Annotated in this window: 20 protein-coding genes and 1 tRNA gene; 7 read left to right on the forward strand and 14 right to left on the reverse strand. The window is 64.4% G+C overall.

From position 1 onward, the window contains the following. Window positions 1-17: 17 nt before the first annotated feature. Together OZN62_RS05115 and OZN62_RS05120 are read right to left on the reverse strand one after the other, a co-directional pair. Window positions 18-1,247, reverse strand: coding sequence for a Gfo/Idh/MocA family protein (locus tag OZN62_RS05115; protein ID WP_269101669.1), 1,230 nt, complete (start codon window positions 1,245-1,247; stop codon window positions 18-20). Next, window positions 1,248-1,997 carry an SDR family NAD(P)-dependent oxidoreductase gene (locus tag OZN62_RS05120; protein WP_330848768.1) on the reverse strand — a complete coding sequence of 250 codons (750 nt, stop codon included), beginning with the start codon at window positions 1,995-1,997 and terminating at the stop codon, window positions 1,248-1,250. Between OZN62_RS05120 and OZN62_RS05125 the strand changes: the two genes are divergently transcribed. Next, window positions 1,951-2,151: a hypothetical protein gene (locus OZN62_RS05125; protein WP_269102222.1), complete on the forward strand. Its 201-nt coding sequence runs from the start codon at window positions 1,951-1,953 to the stop codon at window positions 2,149-2,151. The two genes, OZN62_RS05120 and OZN62_RS05125, sit on opposite strands and share 47 nt — an antisense overlap. A gap of 224 nt (window positions 2,152-2,375) precedes the next feature. Next, entirely contained in the window at window positions 2,376-3,557 is a 1,182-nt protein-coding gene (gene bktB, locus OZN62_RS05130) for a beta-ketothiolase BktB (protein ID WP_442864391.1), read from the forward strand. Window positions 3,558-3,599: 42 nt separating this feature from the next. Here the strand turns inward: bktB and OZN62_RS05135 are convergent. Next, window positions 3,600-3,689, reverse strand: a tRNA-Ser gene (locus OZN62_RS05135). Window positions 3,690-3,850: 161 nt separating this feature from the next. On the opposite strand from OZN62_RS05135, the gene hspQ reads away from it, so the two are divergent. Then, window positions 3,851-4,231, forward strand: coding sequence for a heat shock protein HspQ (gene hspQ, locus OZN62_RS05140; RefSeq protein WP_269101670.1), 381 nt, complete (start codon window positions 3,851-3,853; stop codon window positions 4,229-4,231). 33 nt (window positions 4,232-4,264) lie between these two features. Here the strand turns inward: hspQ and OZN62_RS05145 are convergent, their stop codons facing one another. Further along, on the reverse strand, window positions 4,265-5,155 hold the full coding sequence (locus OZN62_RS05145; RefSeq protein ID WP_269101671.1) for an ABC transporter permease: 891 nt from the start codon (window positions 5,153-5,155) through the stop codon (window positions 4,265-4,267). Window positions 5,156-5,236: 81 nt separating this feature from the next. Here OZN62_RS05145 and OZN62_RS05150 point away from each other — a divergent pair, with 81 nt between their 5' ends. Continuing rightward, window positions 5,237-5,920: a GcrA family cell cycle regulator gene (locus tag OZN62_RS05150; RefSeq protein WP_269101672.1), complete on the forward strand. Its 684-nt coding sequence runs from the start codon at window positions 5,237-5,239 to the stop codon at window positions 5,918-5,920. A 63-nt stretch (window positions 5,921-5,983) separates the two neighbouring features. Here OZN62_RS05150 and OZN62_RS05155 read toward each other — a convergent pair whose 3' ends face one another. Continuing rightward, entirely contained in the window at window positions 5,984-7,330 is a 1,347-nt protein-coding gene (locus tag OZN62_RS05155; RefSeq protein ID WP_269101673.1) for an MFS transporter, read from the reverse strand. Then, entirely contained in the window at window positions 7,327-8,220 is an 894-nt protein-coding gene (locus tag OZN62_RS05160; RefSeq protein ID WP_269101674.1) for an SDR family oxidoreductase, read from the reverse strand. The genes OZN62_RS05155 and OZN62_RS05160 overlap by 4 nt, the downstream gene beginning before the upstream one ends. A gap of 148 nt (window positions 8,221-8,368) precedes the next feature. Here OZN62_RS05160 and OZN62_RS05165 point away from each other — a divergent pair, with 148 nt between their 5' ends. Then, complete coding sequence (locus OZN62_RS05165; RefSeq protein WP_269101675.1) at window positions 8,369-8,887, forward strand: DUF1993 domain-containing protein; 519 nt, start codon at window positions 8,369-8,371, stop codon at window positions 8,885-8,887. An 88-nt stretch (window positions 8,888-8,975) separates the two neighbouring features. Here the strand turns inward: OZN62_RS05165 and OZN62_RS05170 are convergent, their stop codons facing one another. The 4 genes from OZN62_RS05170 to truB form a co-directional block, all read right to left on the reverse strand. Next, complete coding sequence (locus tag OZN62_RS05170; RefSeq protein ID WP_269101676.1) at window positions 8,976-10,040, reverse strand: methyltransferase domain-containing protein; 1,065 nt, start codon at window positions 10,038-10,040, stop codon at window positions 8,976-8,978. Window positions 10,041-10,164: 124 nt separating this feature from the next. Then, window positions 10,165-12,453, reverse strand: coding sequence for a polyribonucleotide nucleotidyltransferase (gene pnp / locus OZN62_RS05175; protein ID WP_269101677.1), 2,289 nt, complete (start codon window positions 12,451-12,453; stop codon window positions 10,165-10,167). A gap of 202 nt (window positions 12,454-12,655) precedes the next feature. Continuing rightward, complete coding sequence (rpsO, locus tag OZN62_RS05180) at window positions 12,656-12,925, reverse strand: 30S ribosomal protein S15 (RefSeq protein WP_269101678.1); 270 nt, start codon at window positions 12,923-12,925, stop codon at window positions 12,656-12,658. A gap of 25 nt (window positions 12,926-12,950) precedes the next feature. Beyond that, the gene (gene truB, locus OZN62_RS05185) at window positions 12,951-13,931 is read right to left on the reverse strand and encodes a tRNA pseudouridine(55) synthase TruB (RefSeq protein ID WP_269101679.1); all 981 of its coding nucleotides are present in this window, start codon (window positions 13,929-13,931) and stop codon (window positions 12,951-12,953) included. 86 nt (window positions 13,932-14,017) lie between these two features. Between truB and OZN62_RS05190 the strand changes: the two genes are divergently transcribed. Together OZN62_RS05190 and OZN62_RS05195 are read left to right on the forward strand one after the other, a co-directional pair. Then, window positions 14,018-15,598, forward strand: coding sequence for an AbgT family transporter (locus OZN62_RS05190; RefSeq protein ID WP_269101680.1), 1,581 nt, complete (start codon window positions 14,018-14,020; stop codon window positions 15,596-15,598). Continuing rightward, window positions 15,595-16,086, forward strand: a complete 492-nt coding sequence (locus tag OZN62_RS05195) for a flavodoxin family protein (RefSeq protein ID WP_269101681.1) — start codon at window positions 15,595-15,597, stop codon at window positions 16,084-16,086. The genes OZN62_RS05190 and OZN62_RS05195 overlap by 4 nt, the downstream gene beginning before the upstream one ends. Window positions 16,087-16,090: 4 nt before the next feature. On the opposite strand, the gene OZN62_RS05200 is transcribed toward OZN62_RS05195, so the two are convergent. From OZN62_RS05200 to infB, 4 genes are all read right to left on the reverse strand, one after another. Further along, entirely contained in the window at window positions 16,091-16,672 is a 582-nt protein-coding gene (locus OZN62_RS05200) for a thymidine kinase (RefSeq protein ID WP_269101682.1), read from the reverse strand. A gap of 62 nt (window positions 16,673-16,734) precedes the next feature. Further along, window positions 16,735-17,127 carry a 30S ribosome-binding factor RbfA gene (gene rbfA, locus OZN62_RS05205; protein ID WP_269101683.1) on the reverse strand — a complete coding sequence of 131 codons (393 nt, stop codon included), beginning with the start codon at window positions 17,125-17,127 and terminating at the stop codon, window positions 16,735-16,737. Continuing rightward, complete coding sequence (locus OZN62_RS05210) at window positions 17,127-17,552, reverse strand: PaaI family thioesterase (protein ID WP_269101684.1); 426 nt, start codon at window positions 17,550-17,552, stop codon at window positions 17,127-17,129. Before OZN62_RS05210 ends, rbfA begins: the two co-directional genes overlap by 1 nt. Window positions 17,553-17,690: 138 nt before the next feature. Further along, the gene (gene infB / locus OZN62_RS05215; RefSeq protein ID WP_269101685.1) at window positions 17,691-20,201 is read right to left on the reverse strand and encodes a translation initiation factor IF-2; all 2,511 of its coding nucleotides are present in this window, start codon (window positions 20,199-20,201) and stop codon (window positions 17,691-17,693) included. Window positions 20,202-20,206 lie beyond the last annotated feature (5 nt).

The following is a 20,206-nucleotide window of genomic DNA, read 5'->3' on the forward strand; positions in this document are numbered from 1 at the left end:
GTAATTTACGGACCTTCTCAGCAATTGGGTAACTTCGTTTCGCCCGAGGACAGCCGATCCAACATGGCGAGATAGCCATGACCATCGATCGGAAGCGATACCTGCCGCTGTTCCATTCCTGCCAGGTAGAGCGCATTCATGACTTCCAGCGTTGCCAGCGCCCCGCGACAATCAAGCTCTGGATCAAGCGGCGATCCGGCCTTGATGGCCTCCGCAAAGCGCCAGAGCAGGTTGCCATGCCCCGCCCGAGGCGGATTGCCAGACCAGCTGCGTCTTACCCCCACGCGGCCAAGCACATGCTTCAATGTCTTGCGCAATCGACTTGGCAGGATCCGCCGTCTTGCCTCCGGATTGGTATTCAGTCTCGTCCAGCCAATCTTCGGCTGTCGGTGATGATCTTCAAATGACGCGATGGCGGCGTCCGTTGCCGTCTCGAACGTTCCCAGCTCGATCAGGTCACCCGGATTGCCAGAAAGACTTCGGGCCTCGGGGATACGGATCATACCCTTCGTCCCGACGATCGTCCTGAAGTTTCCGGCGAATGGCTGGTTCATGCTGGCATTGATGGTCGCGAGCGCACCGTTCCTGAACCGCATGGTGGCGACAAGCGTATCCTCCATGTCGGTGTCATGCGCGTGATTGGCGAATTGCGCCTGAACGCTGACCACGTCTCCGGCTAGGTCCCGCAAGAGATCGATGTCGTGGCTCAACTGGCTCATCACGAGCCCGCCACCTGCGAGCGACCACTCAGCCTTCCATGGCTCGCGCTGATAATATGCCTGCGAACGCATCTCGTGCCAGTTCCAGATGATCTGACGAATTTGCCCGATCCGCCCCTCGTCGATCAGCGACTTGATCGCTCGGGGAGTGTGGAAGCCGCGATACTGATATGCGCAGCCGACAAGGAGACCCAGTTCTTCCGCGCGGAGCAAGAGCTGCGCTGCCTCGACAACGTGACGCGCCATGGGCTTTTCCAGCAGGACGTGACAACCGGCTTCGAGGCAATCGTTCGCGATCGGCGCGAGCTGTGCATGGGGTACGGCGATGGACACGAGATCACATCGCGCCTCTGCGAGCATTCTGCGGTGATCCGACCAGTGCGGCGCCTGGAATTCCTCCCCTGCGCGTTGTGAAGCTTCGGGATCGATATCGCAGACCGCCACAACCTGCATGTCCGGGCACCGCTGCGCCCACAGCAGGTGCAGCTGCCCCACGTTCCCGCAGCCGATCATCCCGAAACGAACCATTCAGCGGGCCGTATCCGGGGGATCGAATGGCACACGACCGCTGTAGAGGGATGCTCCTGCGTCGATCGTAAGGACGCTCCCCGTGGTAAAAGCCGATTGCGTTTCATCGGCAAGGAAACAGACGGCATTCGCTATGTATTCCGGCGGGATTGTCCGCTGATGCAGCAGCGCCAGCCGTGACTTGCGCTCTTCCGCCGAAACCCACCCGGGAGCCACTGCATTCACCCTGATCGCGTGCTGCGCGAGGTCGACGGCCCATTCACGCATCTGTGCTTCCTGCGCGGCCTTGGACGCAGAATAGCTCGCCCACCGAGACGGCAGGTGAGCGTGAATCGAAGAGACGAAGGTGATCGAACCGCCCCCGCCCGCAGCCATGACCGGCACGATCTTTCGGGCAAGTCTGGCCGGACCTGCCACGTTGGTTTCCAGCGCCTGGCGCCAATGGTCTTCAGTCTCGGCCATGCCGTTCACTTCGGATTGAACCCCGAAAGCGAACACCAGGATGTCGCAGCTAGCCACGGACAGCCCTTCGACCGCGTCGGCATCACCCACGTCGATACGGTTTACCGTCAGCCCTTCGTTCGAGATGCTGCTTGAACAAGCCGACAATCTGGCTTCGTCGCGGTCGAGCAGCATGACGCTCGCCCCGCGATCCAGCAGAGCTTCTGCAATGCTAGTACCGATGGCACCGGCTCCCACCACGATGGCGCTGCAGCCTGATATTGGCTTGCCGTGGGAGTGGGACATCATTGGTTGGTTCCTGCTGCCAGCGCGTTCTCTCAACAATCGGAGCCACCGCGCCATTCTGCCCCTGCCCCTCATCTTCACCCCGTCTTTTCGCACCATGGCAATGGTCTTCGCAGAGCCGGGCGATCACCGCCGAGACGAGGCGAACGCGCCATGAAGGAACATCGCCCTGGCCAAGCAGCCGCGCGATGTTAGCCGCAAACACAAGAATGAAAACCGGTGAATCTCTGGTGCGCGTGCCTTCTGCCATGCGGGTGTAGGAGATTGCCGGCGATGTAAGAAAGATTGCCCTGTGCTGACAACAGGATTTACCTTACCGGCAATGGGGATTGAGCATGCCGGACAAGTACCTGGTCGCGCTCGGGATTCAGGAGGAAGGCAATGATCGAGAACGTCGTGATCGTCTCGGCGGTCCGCACCGCGATCGGCAGTTTCGGCGGCAGTCTGAAGGACGTGGCTCCGGCCGAACTGGGCCGCACCGTGATCGCGTCTGCCATCGAGCGGGCCAAGGTCTCTGCCGGCGATATCGGCCATGTCGTGATGGGCCAGGTCATGCCGACCTGTCCGCACGATGCCTACCTGGCGCGCGTCGCCGCCGTGAACGCGGGAGTTCCGGTGGAGGTGCCGGCGATGACCCTCAACCGCCTATGCGGTTCGGGCGTGCAGGCCATCGTCTCGGCGGCCCAGATGCTCACCCTGGGCGAGTGCGATTTGGCGGTTGCGGGCGGCGCCGAATCGATGTCGAGAGCGCCGCACTTCGTTACTCAGGCGAGGTTCGGACAGAAGCTGGGTCCGATCGAGATGCTCGACGGATTGACCGGCACGCTGACAGATCCATTCAACGACGTGCACATGGGCGTCACGGCCGAGAATGTCGCCGAGCGCCATGGCATCGATCGAGCCGCGCAGGATGCGCTGGCGGCGGAAAGCCACCGCCGCGCCGCAGCGGCAATCGAGGAAGGGCGCTTTACCGAGCAGATCGTTCCGGTTGAAATCCGCTCTCGCCGTGGAGCCCGGCAATTCGCTGTCGATGAGCATCCCCGTGCCGAGACCACGGTGGAGGCACTCGCCCAGCTCAAGCCCATCTTCCGCAAGGACGGCACCGTCACCGCCGGCAATGCTTCGGGCATCAACGACGGTGCGGCCGCGCTCATCCTGGCACGCACCGACGCGGCGGAGAGGCACGGACTGATACCGAGAGCGCGAATACTGGGGTGGGGACATTCCGGCGTGGCGCCGGAAGTGATGGGCATCGGCCCGGTCTTTGCCGTTCCCAGGGCTCTGGAAATGGCCGGGGTGTCGCTGGCCGACATCGATGTCATCGAATCGAACGAGGCCTTTGCCGCCCAGGCCTGCGCCGTGGCGAAAGAGCTGAACTTCGATCCGACCAGGACGAATGTGAACGGCTCGGGCATTTCGCTCGGCCACCCGGTCGGCGCGACCGGCGCCATCATGACGGTGAAGCTGCTTCACGAACTGGAGCGGACCGGGGGCCGCTTCGGCCTTGCGACCATGTGCATTGGCGGCGGGCAGGGAATCGCCCTGGTCATCGAACGGATCTGACCGGCGTCCTGGCGGAGCCATCAAGCGGCGATGTGGGAAGTATGGCGGAGAGGGAGGGATTCGAACCCTCGGTACCCGTAAGGGCACAACGGTTTTCGAGACCGCCCCGTTCGACCACTCCGGCACCTCTCCGCAGATGGGTGACTTCGATAACCCGCAGTCGATTGGGAGCGCGGCGGTTAGCGGAGTGCCGCTAGCTTGCCAAGACCCTTCTTTGCCCCGGCGCGCAAAATCGGGGGACTGTCGCGCTGGCGACCTTGTTACCGACTCAGGCCGGCATATATCTCTGCACCATGGAACGCTCGGAATTCTACCTGTCGCAGGCCGGACGTCGGATTGATGCCCCCCGCCGCAGCATGGCCCGCTTCGCCATCGGCGACATCGTGAAACACCGCCTTTACGACTTCCGCGGCGTCATTTTCGATATCGATCCGGTCTACGCCAATTCGGAAGAATGGTACGAGCAGATCCCGGAGGACCAGCGCCCCCGTAGGGACCAGCCATTCTACCACCTGCTGGCCGAGAACGAGGACAGTTCCTACGTCGCCTATGTCAGCCAGCAGAACCTGCTGCCGGATACCGATGGCGAACCCATCGACCATCCGCAGGTCAACCAGCTGTTCGAGGCTTTCCGCGCCGGCCGTTACTGGCTGCGGCGCAGCCTGACGCATTAAGCGGGCAGGCGAACTGCCCGGCGGCCACGGCCCTCAGCTCTTGATCTTCCAGCCGCTCTTCAGGACGCGGTAGGTGATGAACCCCAGCACGAGGTTGAGCACCCCGACACCGATGGCGGCGCTGACCACGTCGGCGTTGCTGTTGCCGATATCGCTCTCGCCCAGGAAGCCGAAGCGGAAGCCCGAGATCATGTAGAAGAACGGGTTCGCCTTGCTGATCGCCTGGAAGAAGGGCGAGAGGTTGGAGATGACGTAGAACGTACCCGACAGCAGGCTGAGCGGCGCGACGATGAAGTTGGTGATGGCGGCACTGTGGTCGAACTTCTCGGCCCAGATGCTGGTCAGCAGGCCCATCAGCGCCAGCATGGCAGAACCCATCAGCCCGAACCAGACGATCGCCCAGGGATGCGCTGCCTGCATCTCCACCCCGGGATAGAGCCACATCGCCAACGCCACCGTACCGCCCACCATCACCGCGCGAGTGATGGCGGCCATGACGATGCCGATCATCAATTCGGCTTCCGACAATGGCGGCATCAGCAGGTCGATGATCGTACCCTGCAGCTTGCCCGCCAGCAGGCTGAAGCTGGAATTGGCAAAGGCATTCTGCATCATGCCCATCATGATCAGGCCCGGCGCAACGAATGTGCCGAAGGGCACGCCCAGCACTTCGCGCCCCTCGCGACCCAGCGCGACGGTAAAGATGACGAGGAACAGCAGCGTCGTTATCGCAGGTGCCCAGACGGTCTGCGTCTGCACCTTGAGAAAACGGCGGCATTCCTTAATATAGAGGCTCCACAGCCCGATCCGGTTGATCCCGGTGATCTGCGGCTCTCCCTTGGGCGGGAACTTGCGCCCGGCACCGTTGCTGGTGTCGACGAATTCGCCTTGCACAGAGGCGGCAGCAGGTGCTTGATCGGCCATAGGGGGGCGCCTATCTCGCCAGTGCCTCGCTGGCAAGGTGTCGGGCTGGCCAGAACATGAAGATACGGAATTGCTGATCATATGAGTTGGACCGAAGAACGCATCGCTACCCTCACCAAGATGTGGGAGGGCGGCGCGACCGCGAGCGAGATTGCCACCGAGCTGGGCGGCGTCTCCCGCAACGCGGTGATCGGCAAGGCGCACCGCCTGGGCCTGAAGGCCCGTCCGAGCCCGGTAAAGGCGAAGGATAAGAAGAAGGCCGCGCCCAAGAAGAAGGCAGCAGCGACAAAGGCCGCGCCAGCGAAGGCCAAGGCAAAGCCGGCGCCGGCCAAGAAGGCCAAGGAAGAAGCTCCGGCCAAGCCCGCGCCCGCCAAGGCCGCCACGCCGCCGCAGAACAGCCAGCCTCTGCCCAACAAGCAGGAAGACCTGCCCAAGATCGTTTCCTATGGCCCTGGCGGCTTCCTGCGCCAGGGTCCGGGTGACCAGCAGGCCCCGATCCCGCCGGCTCCGCCGCGCCGCCTGGTGCCGGCCAAGCCGAGCCCGGAGATCGCCGACAAGACCAGCCTGCTGGACCTGAACGACCGCGTCTGCCGCTGGCCGATGGGTCATCCGGGCGAGCCCGATTTCCACTTCTGCGGCGAGAAGGTGAACCCCGGTTTCCCCTACTGCGTCGAACATTGCGGCCGGGCCTACCAGGCACAGCTGCCGCGTGGCGCCCGCCGTCCCCCGCCGCCGCTGCCGTTCGGCGGCCCGCGCGTGCGCTAAGGCTCAGCCAACAACGAACAGAGAGGCCCGCTCCCGCAAGGGACGCGGGCCTTTTTCGTGGGATTATCCGCGTAGCGGCGGGACGTGGCGGTCCACCACGAAGGCAGCGACACCGATCAGCACGGCTGCAACAACTTGTACCGCGAAGAAGGGCACCGAGCTGGTGCCGCCCAGCGCCAGCAGCGCGCCGCCAAACATGGAGCCGCCGATGGCGCCCGCGCGGCTCATGAAGATGCCGAAGCCGATCCCGGCCGAGCGGCAGCTTTGCGGATAGCCGTATGCCATCAGCACGTAGATGCCGGCGATTCCGGCGCTGAACAGGGCACCGGCACCGCCGGCCAGCCAGGTGACGGCCATGCGCTCTGTGGCGCCGGCGTCTTCGGGCAGGTGCTCCACCGCCCAGCCCAGCCCCAGCAGCACCGCTACCAACGCCACGCTGATGAACAGCATGACCCGCTTTGATCCCAGTCGCCGCATGGCCTCGCCGACGATGATCGAGCCGATCATCGAGGTGATGCCGACGATGCCAACGACATTGCCCGCCGTTTCCAGCGTGAAGCCGCGCTCGGTCAGCAGCACCGTGCTCCAAGAAAGGATCGAATAGGCGACCAGGGCGGAGGCGGCGAAGGCCAGCCCCACGCCGATATTGAGCCGCTTGTTGGACGGGTGGAACACGCCGATCTGCACGCCCTCCGCCGTATCGGTAGCGTGCGGATCGGGGATCAGCTCCACCTCTTCATCCAGCACGATGCGGGCGTTCTTCTGCGCCGCCTCGCGCTTGCCCAGCGCCATCAGGAAGCTGGGACTGTCGCGCAGCAGCAGCAGGATGACCACTGCCATGACGGAAGTGCCGAGGCCAATGGTGACGAAGGTGCCTTCCCAGCCATAGGCCGCAGCCAGGTCCGGCCCGAACCAGCCGACGATGGACCCGCCGATGGGCGTACCGACCGACAGCGTACTGATGGCGATTGGGCGCCAACGATCAGGCAGCCACTCGCCCGCCATGGCCAGCGCATTGGCATAGGCCGCGCCGAAGCCGAGGCCGCCGATCACGCGCCATCCGGCCATGGACCAGACACCCGTCGCACTGCCCGCACCAACCGTCGCCAACGAGAACACCAGCGCCGCGATCACCAGTGTCCAACGCCTGCCGATCTTGTCGCCAAGTGCGCCGCCAGCCCAGGAACCCAGGCCGAAGCCGATCAGTGCCGCGCCCATGGCATAGCCGAAGGTGGCGCGGTCGGTATCGAAAGCATCGATCACCAGCGGGGCGACGATGCCCAGCAATTGCAGGTCCATCCCGTCAGCGATCAGCACCAGCATGCAGGTGGCGACCATCACCCATTGCACCGGCCGCACCGGTTGCGCGTTGAGCGCGGCGACGAAGGAGGTCTTCCGGACTTCGGTCATTTACGTTCTCCAGTTCGGTGGCCGGGCGCCATCAGGCGGCGGACCATCTCGGCACGGTTCTGCTCGAATTTCTCCCGCGCAGGGGTCGGTTCGTCATCGGGGAAGGACGCTTCGATCTCGCGGTGGCGCTGCTCGACCTCGGGCAGGAATTCGCGGTTGGTGAAGATGTAGAAGCGGTTCTCCTTGATCGCCTCCACCACCGCGCGCCCGGTATCGAGCGGGTCGATGGCGCCGCGCATGGCGTCCCACAGGTCCTTCAGGAATTGCGGGGCGTTTTCCTCGTCGATGGAGGGATCGTCTTCGGGTAGCGGCACGATGGCCGTGCGCGTGGCGCCGGGGAACAGGCAGGAGACGCCGATTCCGTCGCGCGCGAGTTGCAGGCGCAAGCTCTCCGAAAAGCCGCGGATGGCGTATTTCGAGGTGGAATAGGCGCCGAGGTTTGGCAGCGGCACCATGCCCGCCATGGAGCTGGTGTTGACCACGTGCCCGCCTTCGCCCTGTGCGCGCATGATCGGCACCACGATTTTGGTGCCGTTGACCACGCCGCCAAGATTGATCGCCATCGCCCGGTCCCAGGCCTCGAAGTCGGGGTCCGCCGCCTTGCCACCGCCGTTCACGCCCGCATTGTTGCACAGAACATGGATCGCGCCGAAATGGTCGAGCACTTCCTGCGCTGCCGAACGCAGGCTCTCGCGGTCGGCCACGTCGGCCTTCACGAAATAGGCAGCGTTGTTGCCGGCCAGCGTCTGTTTCGCGGCGGCAATGTGTTCGTCGCTGAAGTCGACCAGCGCGACCTTCATCCCCTCTTCCAGGAAGGCGCGGGCCATGCCCAGCCCGATGCCGCTCGCCCCGCCGGTGATGAAGGCGACCTTGCCCGCCAGTTCCTGCATGAATGTGCTCTCCCGAAACGCATCATGCGCAAGGACGGCGCGCGGGTCACTACCTAATCGACATGGATTGCACAGCGGCGGCGTTGTCTTGTCAGCGGTGCGCATGGCTGGCAGCCTGCCGGCCGCAAAGAGCTGACAGGAGCCGCCGATGTCGTTTTCCCTCTACCAAGCCACCGTACCCACGATGATCCAGATGCTGCAGTCGGCGCAGGGGTGGATCGAGAAGGCCAAGGCCAGCGACCTTTCCGAGGAGGAGATTGCCGGTGCCTGCCTGCGCGAGGACATGGCGCCATTTCCCAAGCAGATCAACTGGATGCTCGCCTACGCGCACCGTGGCATCGAGGCCGTGCGCAAGGGCGTGATGAACCCCGATCTGGAAGAACCGCCGCAAGAGCTGGAGCAGATGCGCCTGAATATCGGCGCCGCAGAGAACCAGCTGCGGGCGCTTTCACCAGCCGAGGTGGAGAGCTTCATCGGCAAGGAAATGCGCTTCGTCTACGAACCGCACGGCGTGGACCTGCCCTTTACGGCGGAGAACTTCCTGCTCGGCTTCGCGCAGCCCAACTTCTACTTCCACGCCACCACGGCCTACGCCATCCTGCGGCACAAGGGCGTGGAACTGGGCAAGCTGGACTATCTCGGGCCGATACCGATGAAGCAGGGCTAGCATCCGGCTTTGCCCTCAACCCTCCGCGTGAACCGGCCGGCCCTCAGGCCGACCGGACGCACGCAGGTGCCGCGTAATCCGCAGCGGTCTAGACGGTGGCTTCCAGCACCATGTTGGAGGGCGTTTCGGTGGCGCGGCGGACATTGCTGAAGCCGGCCTCGTTCAGCACCTCGGTCAGGCGCTTCTGGCCAGCCTGTGCACCCAGGCCCAGGCCCACTTCCTGCGCCAGCGATGCCGGCACGCAGGCCATGCAGGAGAAGCCGTAGAAGATCTGCCCCATCGGGTGCATGTTCTCCGCCATGGTGTCGCCGGCGTTCGGCTCGACGATCATGAAGGTGCCATCGGGCTTGAGCGATTCCTTCACATGGCGAGCGGCGCCCACGGGATCGCCCATGTCGTGCAGTGCGTCGAAGATGCAGGCGAAGTCGAACCCGTCGCCCTCGTAGTCCTGCGCCCGCGCCACTTCGAAGCTGACGTTGGTGACGCCCTCTTCCGCCGCGCGTTCGCGGGCCTTCTCGATGGAAGGTTCGTGGAAGTCGTAGCCGACGAAAGTGGAGTTCGGATATTCCTTCGCCATCAGGATGGTCGAGGTGCCATAACCGCAGCCGATGTCCGCCACCTTGGCGCCCTTCTCCAGCCGCTCGGTAACGCCTTTCAGCGCGGGCAGCCACTCGGGGATCAGGTGCGCGGCATAGCCGGGTCGGAAGAAGCGGTCGACGCCGCAGAACATGCACTGCGAATGCTCCGACCACGGACGGCCCTTGCCGGTCTTGAAGACCTCCACCGCCTTCTCGTGCATCTCGTACTGCGCGACGATCGACTGGATGAAGCCCTGCATGCAGGCTGGCTGGCCTTCGCGGGCGAAGATCAGCGCCTGTTCCGGCGTCAGTTCCCAGGTCATGTTGTCGGAGTCGAAATCGACGTAGCCAGCGGCCGAGATCGACCCCAGCCATTCGCGCAGGTACTTGCGCTCCATGCCGGTCTTCTCGACCAGCTGGTCCAGCGTCATCGGGCCTTCGCCGTCCATCGCCTCGAACACGCCGGCCTGGTCGCCCAGGTAGGCCATCATCAGGCTGACTGCGCCGGCCACATGGCCGATCACATGGCCGGCCATCTGTTCGACCTTGGCCATATCGATCTGTTCTTCGCTCACTTGTCCTCTCCCAAGATTGTCCGCGATCCCATCCGCGGCCACCTTAACACCCGTTACGGATACGAAAAGGGCCGCGGAAGCGTATTGCTCCCGCGGCCCGTTTCAGTTCCCTTGCGGGAAAGGCTTAGTCGTCCTTCAGGAAGGCCGGCATGTGGTCGGGACCGTTGTCCTTGCCACCGTCACGGTCACGACCGCCACGGCCACCGCGATCGCCACCGCGACCGCCACGGTCACGACCGCCACCACGCGGACCACGACGGTCGCCACGCGGCTTGTCACCACGCGGTTCGCGCGGCGGACGGGTGTCTTCCAGCTCTTCGCCGGTTTCCTGGTCGACCACGCGCATCGACAGGCGGACCTTGCCGCGGTTGTCGATCTCGAGGACCTTGACCTTCACTTCCTGGCCTTCCGACACGACGTCGGTCGGCTTTTCGACGCGCTCGTTCTTCATTTCGGACACGTGGACGAGGCCGTCCTTGCCACCCATGAAGTTCACGAAGGCGCCGAAGTCGACGATGTTGACGACCTTGCCGGTGTAGATCTTGCCGACTTCGGCTTCTTCCACGATGCCTTCGATCCACGCCTTTGCAGCCGCGATTTCGTCAGCATTCGAGGACGAGATCTTGATCACGCCTTCGTCGTCGATGTCCACCTTCGCACCGGTTTCGGCCACGATCTCGCGGATCACCTTGCCGCCGGTGCCGATGACGTCGCGGATCTTCGACTTGTCGATCTGCATCGTCTCGATACGCGGAGCGTGCTTGGACACTTCACCGCGCGAACCCGACAGGGCCTTGTTCATTTCACCCAGGATGTGCGACCGGCCGGCCTTGGCCTGCTCCAGCGCCTTTTCCATGATTTCCTTGGTGATGCCGGCAACCTTGATGTCCATCTGGAGCGAGGTGATGCCCTTCTCCGAACCGGCCACCTTGAAGTCCATGTCGCCCAGGTGATCTTCGTCACCCAGGATGTCGGACAGCACGGCGAAGTCTTCGCCTTCGAGGATCAGGCCCATGGCGATGCCGGAAACCGGACGTTCGATCGGAACGCCGGCGTCCATCATCGACAGACAGCCGCCGCAGACGGTCGCCATCGAGCTCGAGCCGTTGGACTCGGTGATGTCGGACAGCACGCGGATGGTGTAGGGGAAGTCCTCATGGTCGGGCAGCACCGGGTGCAGCGCACGCCATGCCAGCTTGCCGTGGCCGGTCTCGCGACGGCCGGTGAAGCCGAAGCGGCCAACTTCGCCGACCGAATAGGGCGGGAAGTTATAGTGCAGCATGAAGTGGTTGTAGGAGAGACCCTCCAGACCATCGATCATCTGCTCGGCATCCTTGGTGCCCAGCGTGGTGGTGCAGATCGCCTGCGTTTCACCGCGCGTGAACAGCGCCGAACCGTGAGTGCGCGGCAGCATGCCGACCATCGCCTCGATCGGGCGAACCTGGTCCAGCTTGCGGCCGTCGATGCGCTGGCCGTCCTTCAGGATGGCGCCGCGCACGATTTCCGCTTCCAGCTTCTTGACCGCCTTGTTGGCGACCATCTGCGTCTGCGGCTCTTCCTCGGCGAAGGCCTCCTTGGCCTTTTCACGCGCCGCGTTGAGCGCGTTGGAACGGGCCGACTTGTCGGTCAGCTTGTAGGCAGCGGCGATGTCGTCACCGACGATGCCACGCAGCTTTTCCTTGATCGCGGCGGTATCGTCCGAAGTGTCGATTTCCCACGGATCCTTGGCGGCCTGCTCGGCCAGCTCGATGATCGCGCCGATGACCTTCTTGGATTCCTCGTGCGCGAACATGACGGCGCCGAGCATTTCGTCTTCGGTCAGTTCCTTGGCTTCGGATTCGACCATCATCACGGCGTTCTGCGTGGCCGCGACGACCAAGTCGAGGCGACCTTCTTCGTCGAGCGCGGTCGAGAGCGAGGGGTTGAGCTCGTATTCGCCATTGCGGAAGCCGACGCGGGCAGCGCCGATCGGACCCATGAAGGGAACGCCGCTGATGGTGAGCGCAGCCGAAGCGGCGATCATGGCGACGATATCCGGCTCGGTCTCGCCGTCATACGACAGGACCTGGCAGATCACGTTGATTTCGTTGTAGAAGCCTTCCGGGAAGAGCGGCCGCACCGGGCGGTCGATCAGGCGGGAGACCAGCGTTTCCTTCTCTGTGGCGCGACCTTCGCGCTTGAAGAAGCCGCCCGGGATACGGCCCGCAGCGGAGAACTTTTCCTGGTAGTGCACGGTGAGCGGGAAGAAGTCCTGCCCCTCGCGAACGGACTTGGCGGCAGTCACGGCGCACAGCACCACGGTTTCGCCATAGGTGGCCAGAACGGCACCGTCAGCCTGACGGGCAATACGGCCGGTTTCCAGAGTGAGGGTTTTTCCGCCCCACTCCAGCGATACGGTTTTCGTGTCGAACATTGATTTTCCTTCTGAACCCGCCCGGCCATATTGCCGCGCGGGGCCTACAGTTTCCGGGGGAACCGTCCCGGTCCGGTGTGGGGCCTTTCGCGCCCCATAGCCCCTCCACCGAATTGTGAAGGATGCTGATTGGTATGCGATCCGTATGTGACGGTTCGCAGATAGACGAAGCGGCCCGCATCGGGGCCGCTCCGGGTAATTCTTACTTACGAAGACCCAGCTTCTGGATCAGGGCGTTGTAGCGGCCAAGATCCTTCTTTTTCAGATAGGCCAGCAGCGAACGACGCTTGTTGACCATCTTCAGCAGGCCACGACGGGAATGGTTATCCTTGTGGTGGTCCTTGAAGTGCTCCGTCAGGTTGCGGATGCGCTCGGTCAGGATAGCGACCTGGACTTCCGGCGAACCGGTGTCGCCCTTGGCAGTCGCGTTGTCCTTGATGATCTCGGTCTTCTTCTCGGCAGTAACCGACATAGTACTCTTACCTTTCGCGGTATCTTCAAACGTTGAAACCCCGCACGACTTTCATCGCGCCCCCTTCGAGTTCCACCAGAGCCACCGGGACATCGCCCAGCTTGGCAAAGTAGAGCCCGTCGGGATGGGGCAATCCGGAAACGACCCGGCCTTGTCTGGCCGCCTGCGCACTATCCGGATCGAGAGCGAGGGCCGGGATACCGTCCAGCCCCGCCTCCAATGGCAGGAGGTGGTCTTGAAGTGGCGCGCCCTTACCGATTTCGTTCAGTTTGTCCAGCGAAATCGCCTGATTCTCGCTGAAAGGGCCAGCCTTGATGCGACGTAGATAGGTGACGTGCCCCACGGTTCCAAGGGCGTGTGCGATATCCCGTGCAAGACTGCGGATATAGGTCCCCTTGCTGACATGGGCGACCAGGGTGACGCTGTCGGCCAGTTCCAGCGGCGCCTGCGGGTCGTAGGGGTCAGGCCGGCCACGGGTGGTGGCGAAGGCGGATTCGAGACCTGCCGGCCCTGCCCCGCCTAACACTTCCAGCGAATGCACGGTGACCGCGCGCTTCTCCAGTTCCACCTCCTCGCCCGCGCGGGCGAGGTCATAGGCGCGCTTGCCGTCCACCTTCAGGGCCGAATATTTCGGCGGCACCTGCTCGATGGGGCCGGTGAAATGCTCGCAGATTGCCGCCACCGCCGCACGCGGCGGGCGGCGGTCGGAACGCTCTACCACTTCGCCCTCGGCATCCAGCGTGTCGGTCTCCTCGCCGAACTGGAGCGTGAATTCGTAGGTCTTGTCGCTGTCGAGCATCCTGCCCGAGAGCTTGGTCGCCTCGCCCAGCGCGATCGGCAGCACGCCCTCGGCCAGCGGGTCCAGCGTGCCGCCGTGCCCCACCTTCACCTTGCCATAGCCCGCCTCGCGCAGGTTGCGCTTCACCGCGGCCACCGCCTGCGTCGAGCCGAGGCCGCGCGGCTTGTCGAGGACGATCCATCCGTGGGGGGCTGCCTTGCTATCCATGCTGTGCCCAATGGCGACTGCAAGCCCGCTGGTAAAGTGCGCCGCTTCTCGGCATGTTGCCGCAAAAGCTCGTGACAGGGGGAAAAATGGCCACGACTACAGCGACGCAGAGCGGTTTCCTGGGATGGGTCGAACGCACCGGCAACCGGCTGCCGGATCCGGTGCTGCTGTTCGTCTATTTCATCGCCATCCTCGTCGCCATTTCGGTGGTTGCCGGGCTGGCTGGCTGGTCTGCCCCGCACCCGGCGGAGATCGATCCCGACACCGGCACCAATCGCATCGTGTTCGTCGAAAGCCTGCTGTCGACAGAGAACCTGCGCCGCCTGCTGACCGAGGTTCCCGAAACCTTCACCAGCTTCCCGCCTTTGGGCTTCGTGCTGGTAGTGATGCTGGGCGCGGGCGTGGCCGAACGTTCCGGCCTGTTCACCACGGCAATGCATGCCAGCGTCGCCAACGTGCCGCGCTTCTGGCTGACTCCGGCGGTGGCCTTCGCCTGCATGATGGCCAACCACGCCGCCGACGCCGCCTTCGTGGTGATGATCCCGCTGGCGGCCATCATCTACCACGCGGCAGGACGCCATCCGCTGGTGGGCATTGCGGTGAGCTTTGCCGCCGTTTCGGGTGCCTTCTCGGCCAATCTCATGCCCGGCCAGCTCGATGCGCTGCTGCTCGGCATTACCGAAGCGGCGGTGCAGACCGTGTTCGGCGACTACGTAATCAACATCGCTGGCAACTGGTATTTCATCGCCGCCATGACTTTCGCCTACCTGCCGGTGATCTGGTACGTGACCGACCGCGTGATCGAGCCGCGGCTTGGCACCTACGACAAGGCGCTGCGGGGAGAGGCTCCGGCGGAGGAAGCGCTGGACGATATCACGCCCGAACAGAAGCGCGGGATGCGCAATGCCGGTCTCGTCGCCCTGGGGCTTGTCGCCCTGTGGGTCTTCCTCGCCGTCGGCCCGGTCGCTCCGCTGGTGGACGAAACCGCCGCCCCGGAGGCACGCCTCAACCCGCTCTACCGCAGCCTGCTGCCGTTCTTCCTGCTGATCTTCCTGCTGCCCGGTTACGCCTACGGCCGAGCGGCCGGCACCATCGACAACCACCGCGACCTGATCGCCATGATGGCCGAGGCGATGAAGGACATGGCATATTACCTCGTCCTCAGCTTCGTGGCGGCGCATTTCGTCGCCATGTTTGCCTGGTCGAACATGGGCATCGTGCTCGCCGTCACCGGCGCCGACGCGCTGAAAGCCAGCGGCTTGCCGATGTGGGCCATGCTGATCGCCATCCTGATGTTCGGGGCCGCGCTCAACCTGCTGATCGGTTCCGCCAGCGCCAAGTGGAGCGTGCTTGCCCCGGTGCTGGTGCCGATGCTGATGCTGGTCGGCATCTCGCCCGAGATGACCACCGCGGCCTATCGCGTGGGCGACAGCGCCACCAACATCATCACTCCGCTGATGGTCTATTTCCCGCTGATCCTGATCTTCTGCCAGCGCTGGAACAAGCACTTCGGCCTCGGTAGTCTGACCGCGCTGATGATGCCATATTTCTTCGGCATCATGGCGGCGGGCATTGCCATCACCATCACCTGGGTGGTCTTCGACATCCCGCTGGGGCCGGGCGTGGGCGTGTTCATGGACATTCCCGCCGCCACGGCGAGCGAGTGAAGCAGCTCCTGATCGTCTGGTTCTCGCGCACCGGCGGCAGCCGGCAATTGGCCGAGGCTGCGCGTGACGGGGCCGAGGACACCGGTGAGGTGGAGACCAGCTTCCTCCGCGCCGAGGACGCTGGGCCGGACGACCTGCTCAGCGCCGATGGCTACATCTTCGCTTGCCCGGAAAACCTCGCCGCCATGGCGGGCGAGATGAAAGCCTTCTTCGACCGCAGCTATTACGAGGTGCTTGGCCGCATCGAGGGCCGCCCCTACGCCGCGCTGATTTGCGCCGGTTCGGACGGGGAAAACGCGCAAAGGCAGCTGGAACGCATCTGCACCGGCTGGCGGCTCAAGCGCGTGGCCGACACCCGGATCACCAACGTGGGCGCGCAGACCAAGGAAGAGATCCTCAGCCGGAAGGTGATCGCCGAAGCGGAACTTGCAAAGGCGCGCGAGACCGGCGCGACGCTGGCTGCCGGGCTGGAAATGGGCGTGTTCTGACCGCCTAGCCGTACATCCTGAGCTGCTCGGCGAAATGCTGGCGGCACAGCGCGACATAACGTTCGTTTCCGCCGATTTCGGTCTGCGAGCCCTCATCCACGGCATCTCCCGCGGCATCGACGCGCAGGTTCATCGTCGCCTTGCGGCCGCAATGGCAGACGGCCTTCAGCTCCACCAACGCATCGGCGATGCCCAGCAATATGGCCGAGCCGGGGAACAGGTCACCCCGGAAATCGGTGCGCAGGCCGTAGCACAGCACCGGGATATTGCCCTCGTCTGCCAGCCGGGCGCATTGCCACACCTGCGTGGCGGTGAGGAACTGTGCCTCGTCGATCAGCACGCAGGCGAGCGATTCCTGCCCGTGCCGATCCATCACGTCGCGCCACAGGTTTGTGCCGGGGGTGAAGCGGCTGGCATCGGCGGTCAGGCCGATACGGCTGGCGATGGGATGGTCGGAACGGTTGTCGATCGCGGCGGTCCACAGCATCGTCGCCATGCCGCGTTCGCGGTAGTTGAAATCGGCCTGCAGCAGTGTGGTCGATTTCCCCGCATTCATGCTGGCGTAGTAGAAATAGAGCTTGGCCATGCGCCCATGGCTAATGCCATTCGCGCGATTCCGACAAGCAGGCGGATCGCCCTGTCCGGTGATTATTCCTCGTCGAGGTCGCGGCGGACGCGCGGATCGTCCAGCAGGCTGTCGATCCGGCTGGCCTCGTCGAAGCTCTCGTCGGCGCGGAATTGCAGCTTGGGGGCGAATTTCAGGCCCAGACGCTGGGCCACCTCGCGCTGGAAGAAGGCGGTGTTGGTGCGCAGCGCCTTCACCACCACGGCCTCGTCCTCGCCCAGCAGCGGCTTCACATAGACCTTGGCGTTGCGCAGATCGGGCGACATGCGCACCTCGGTGACGGAGATGTTGTGGGCGGAGAGCACGTCGTCGTGCGCCTCGCCGCGCGCCAGCAGTTCGGAGAGGATGTGCCGCACCCGTTCGCCCACCTTCAGCAGGCGGACGGACTGGTCTTCAGGCTTGGAATGACGCGCCATCAGCCGTCTCCTTCGACTTTGCCCTGCCCCGGCCATTCGGTGACCATCGAGGTCGCCGTGGCACGCGCGCTGAGCTTGCCTTCATGGTCGAACAGTTCGGCTTCGAGGAAGCAGATCCGCCGCCCGGCCTTCACCGCCCGCGCCTTCACAATGATGCGCTCCATCGCGACGGGGCGCAACAGCGACATGTTGATGTCCAGCGTCAGCTGCAACTTGCCGTCGGTGGCCAGGTAGACCGCCGCGCCGAGCGCCTCGTCGATCGGACCGGCCAGCAGTCCGCCCTGCACCTTGCCGCGCATGGTGGCGAATTCCGGCGGCGGCATGAAGGCCATCTCCACCGTCAGCGTCTCCTTGTCGAAGGAAACGAATTCGGCGCCCATCAGCTTGGCCGAGGGCCAGGCGGGAGCAAGGTGTTCATTGGTCATCGGGCTATCCACCACGGCGGCGCGCCGAGAAAGGCAACGGCAGGGGCGAAGAGCTTGAAAGAGCAGCCATGGCGCCTGTCAGAGACATGGTGCCGGCAGCGATCCTTCTAGCGCCCTTCGCGCCCGCCCTCGCTTCGCTCAAAGCGTGCGCTCTTCTTCCTTCACCTCGAAGACTTCAAGCTGGTCGCCCGCCTGGATGTCGTTCGTGTCTTCCAGAACCACACCGCATTCGAGACCCGCGCGGACTTCGTCCACGTCGTCCTTGAAGCGACGCAGGCTGGCGATGGTCGTGGCCGAGACGATGACATCGTCGCGGGTAAGACGGGCGTGCAGACCCTTGCGGATGACGCCTTCTTCCACCAGCAGGCCAGCGGCCTTGTCGCGCTTGCCGGCAGGGAAGACCTGCTTGACGGCGGCACGGCCGACCACGTTTTCGACCTTGAGCGGGCCGAGTTCGCCCAGCAGCTCCTTGGTGATCTCGTCGGTCAGGTGATAGATCACGTCGTGATACATCATGCGCACGCCATCGCGCTTCACCAGTTCGCGCGCCTTGGCGTTCGGACGCACGTTGAAGCCGATGATCGGCGCCTTGGAAGCGCTCGCGAGGGTCACGTCGGTCTCGGTGATGGCGCCAACGCCCGCGTGCAGCACGCGCACCTTGATGTCGTCATTCGAGAGGTTGTGCAGCGCCGAGGTGATTGCCTCGACCGAACCCTGCACGTCCGCCTTCACCACCACCGGCCATTCAATGACGTTCGACTTGTTGAACATCGTATCGAAGCTGGTCGGTGCCAGTGCGGTGCGCTTCTCGGTTTCCTTTTCCTTGCGGTACTGGGAAACCTCACGGGCGCGCTGCTCGTTCTCGACCACGGTCAGCTTGTCGCCGGCAGACGGCACGCCGCTCAGGCCCAGCACTTCGACCGGAACCGACGGGCCGGCTTCCTTCACCTGCTTGCCCTGATCGTTGACCAGCGCACGCACGCGGCCACTTTCGGTGCCGACCACGAAGGTGTCGCCACGCTTCAGCGTGCCGCGATTGACGAGCACGGTGGCGACCGGGCCGCGGCCCTTGTCCAGCTGCGCCTCGATCACGGTGGCTTCGGCATCGCGATCCGGACGCGCCTTGAGCTCGAGCAGTTCGGCCTGCAGGTGGATCTTCTCGATCAGCTCGTCGAGGCCCGCGCCGGTCTTGGCCGACACCTCGGCATCGAGCACGTCGCCCGACATCTCTTCGACGATGACCTCGTGCTCCAGCAGGCGCGTGCGCACCTGGTTGGGATCGGCCTCGGGCTTGTCGCACTTGTTGATCGCCACGATCAGCGGGACGTTGGCCGACTTGGCGTGATTGATGGCCTCGATCGTCTGCGGCATGATGCCATCGTCGGCAGCCACCACCAGCACCACGATGTCGGTAACGTTGGCACCGCGTGCGCGCATTTCGGTAAAGGCGGCGTGGCCCGGCGTATCGAGGAAGGTGATCTTCGAGCCGTCCTTCGTCTTCACCTGGTAGGCGCCGATGTGCTGGGTGATGCCACCGGCCTCGCCCTTGGTCACATTGGTCTTGCGCAGGGCGTCCAGCAGGCTGGTCTTGCCGTGGTCGACGTGGCCCATGACGGCCACGACCGGCGGACGCGGCTGCTTGGTTTCTTCCGGATCCTCGTCCTCGCTGGTGTCGATGTCGACATCGGCCTCGGACACCTTCTGGATGTTGTGGCCGAACTGTTCGACCAGCAGCTCCGCGGTGTCCTGGTCGATGGTCTGGTTGACCGTCACCATCATGTCGAGGTTGAAGAGTTCCTTCACCAGGTCGGCACCCTTCTCGCCCATGCGCTTGGCGAGTTCGGCCACGGTGATGACTTCCGGCACCACCACGTCGCGAACCTGCTTCTCTCGCGGCTGGCTCGAGCCACCGCCCTGGGCGCGGCGTTCCTTCTCACGCGCACGCTTCAGCGCGGCGAGCGAGCGGGCACGGCGGCCCTCGTCCTCGTTCAGCGCGCGATTGACGGTCAGCTTGCCCGAACGACGCTTGTCGGCAGCACCGCCGCCACGATCGGCGCGGCCGCCCTTCTTCTCTTCCTTCTTCTTTTCCGGACGCTTGGGCTCCGGACGCGCCACGGGCGTGAACTTGCGCGCTGCCGGCTTCTTCGAGCCGTCGTCAGCTTCCTCGGCCGGCTCTGCCGGGGCTTCCTTGGCGGCCTTGGCGGCAGCCTCTTCCTCGGCCTTGCGCTGCTTCTCGGCCTCTTCCTCGGCCTTGCGGTTTTCCTCGGCGCGCTTCTTTTCCTCTTCGGCAGCCTTCTTGGCCTGCTCTTCCTCGCGCTTGCGCGCTTCCTCGGCCAGGCGCAGCCGCTCTTCCTCGGCCTCGCGCTGCAGGCGCTTCACCTTTTCCTGCGGCGTTTCGCCAGCCGGGGCCTTCTTGGGCGCAGCCTTCTTGGCCGCCGGAGGCGGAGGCGGCGGTGGCGGCGGCGGAGGCGGCGGCGCTGCCGCGGGCTCCTCGCCCGGCTTCACGAGCTTGCGACGACGCTTTACCTCGACCGCAACCTTGTTGGTGCGACCGTGGCTGAAGGTCTGCTTGACCTCCCCAGCATCGACCGAGCGCTTCAGCCCCAAGGGTTTGCGGGTGCGCTTCGGAGTGTCGTTTTCTTCGCTCATATGCT

The organism is Aurantiacibacter sp. MUD11 (assembly GCF_026967575.1).
Classification (GTDB): Bacteria; Pseudomonadota; Alphaproteobacteria; order Sphingomonadales; family Sphingomonadaceae; genus Alteraurantiacibacter.

Coding starts and splice junctions, on each gene's coding strand:
- OZN62_RS05115 (WP_269101669.1), bottom strand. CDS start 1,247: ATGGTTCGTTTCGGGATGATCGGCTGCGGGAACGTGGGGCAGCTGCAC.
- OZN62_RS05125 (WP_269102222.1), top strand. CDS start 1,951: ATGGCGCTGCAGCCTGATATTGGCTTGCCGTGGGAGTGGGACATCATT.
- OZN62_RS05120 (WP_330848768.1), bottom strand. CDS start 1,997: ATGATGTCCCACTCCCACGGCAAGCCAATATCAGGCTGCAGCGCCATC.
- bktB (WP_442864391.1), top strand. CDS start 2,376: ATGATCGAGAACGTCGTGATCGTCTCGGCGGTCCGCACCGCGATCGGC.
- hspQ (WP_269101670.1), top strand. CDS start 3,851: ATGGAACGCTCGGAATTCTACCTGTCGCAGGCCGGACGTCGGATTGAT.
- OZN62_RS05145 (WP_269101671.1), bottom strand. CDS start 5,155: ATGGCCGATCAAGCACCTGCTGCCGCCTCTGTGCAAGGCGAATTCGTC.
- OZN62_RS05150 (WP_269101672.1), top strand. CDS start 5,237: ATGAGTTGGACCGAAGAACGCATCGCTACCCTCACCAAGATGTGGGAG.
- OZN62_RS05155 (WP_269101673.1), bottom strand. CDS start 7,330: ATGACCGAAGTCCGGAAGACCTCCTTCGTCGCCGCGCTCAACGCGCAA.
- OZN62_RS05160 (WP_269101674.1), bottom strand. CDS start 8,220: ATGCAGGAACTGGCGGGCAAGGTCGCCTTCATCACCGGCGGGGCGAGC.
- OZN62_RS05165 (WP_269101675.1), top strand. CDS start 8,369: ATGTCGTTTTCCCTCTACCAAGCCACCGTACCCACGATGATCCAGATG.
- pnp (WP_269101677.1), bottom strand. CDS start 12,453: ATGTTCGACACGAAAACCGTATCGCTGGAGTGGGGCGGAAAAACCCTC.
- rpsO (WP_269101678.1), bottom strand. CDS start 12,925: ATGTCGGTTACTGCCGAGAAGAAGACCGAGATCATCAAGGACAACGCG.
- truB (WP_269101679.1), bottom strand. CDS start 13,931: ATGGATAGCAAGGCAGCCCCCCACGGATGGATCGTCCTCGACAAGCCG.
- OZN62_RS05190 (WP_269101680.1), top strand. CDS start 14,018: ATGGCCACGACTACAGCGACGCAGAGCGGTTTCCTGGGATGGGTCGAA.
- OZN62_RS05200 (WP_269101682.1), bottom strand. CDS start 16,672: ATGGCCAAGCTCTATTTCTACTACGCCAGCATGAATGCGGGGAAATCG.
- rbfA (WP_269101683.1), bottom strand. CDS start 17,127: ATGGCGCGTCATTCCAAGCCTGAAGACCAGTCCGTCCGCCTGCTGAAG.
- OZN62_RS05210 (WP_269101684.1), bottom strand. CDS start 17,552: ATGACCAATGAACACCTTGCTCCCGCCTGGCCCTCGGCCAAGCTGATG.
- infB (WP_269101685.1), bottom strand. CDS start 20,201: ATGAGCGAAGAAAACGACACTCCGAAGCGCACCCGCAAACCCTTGGGG.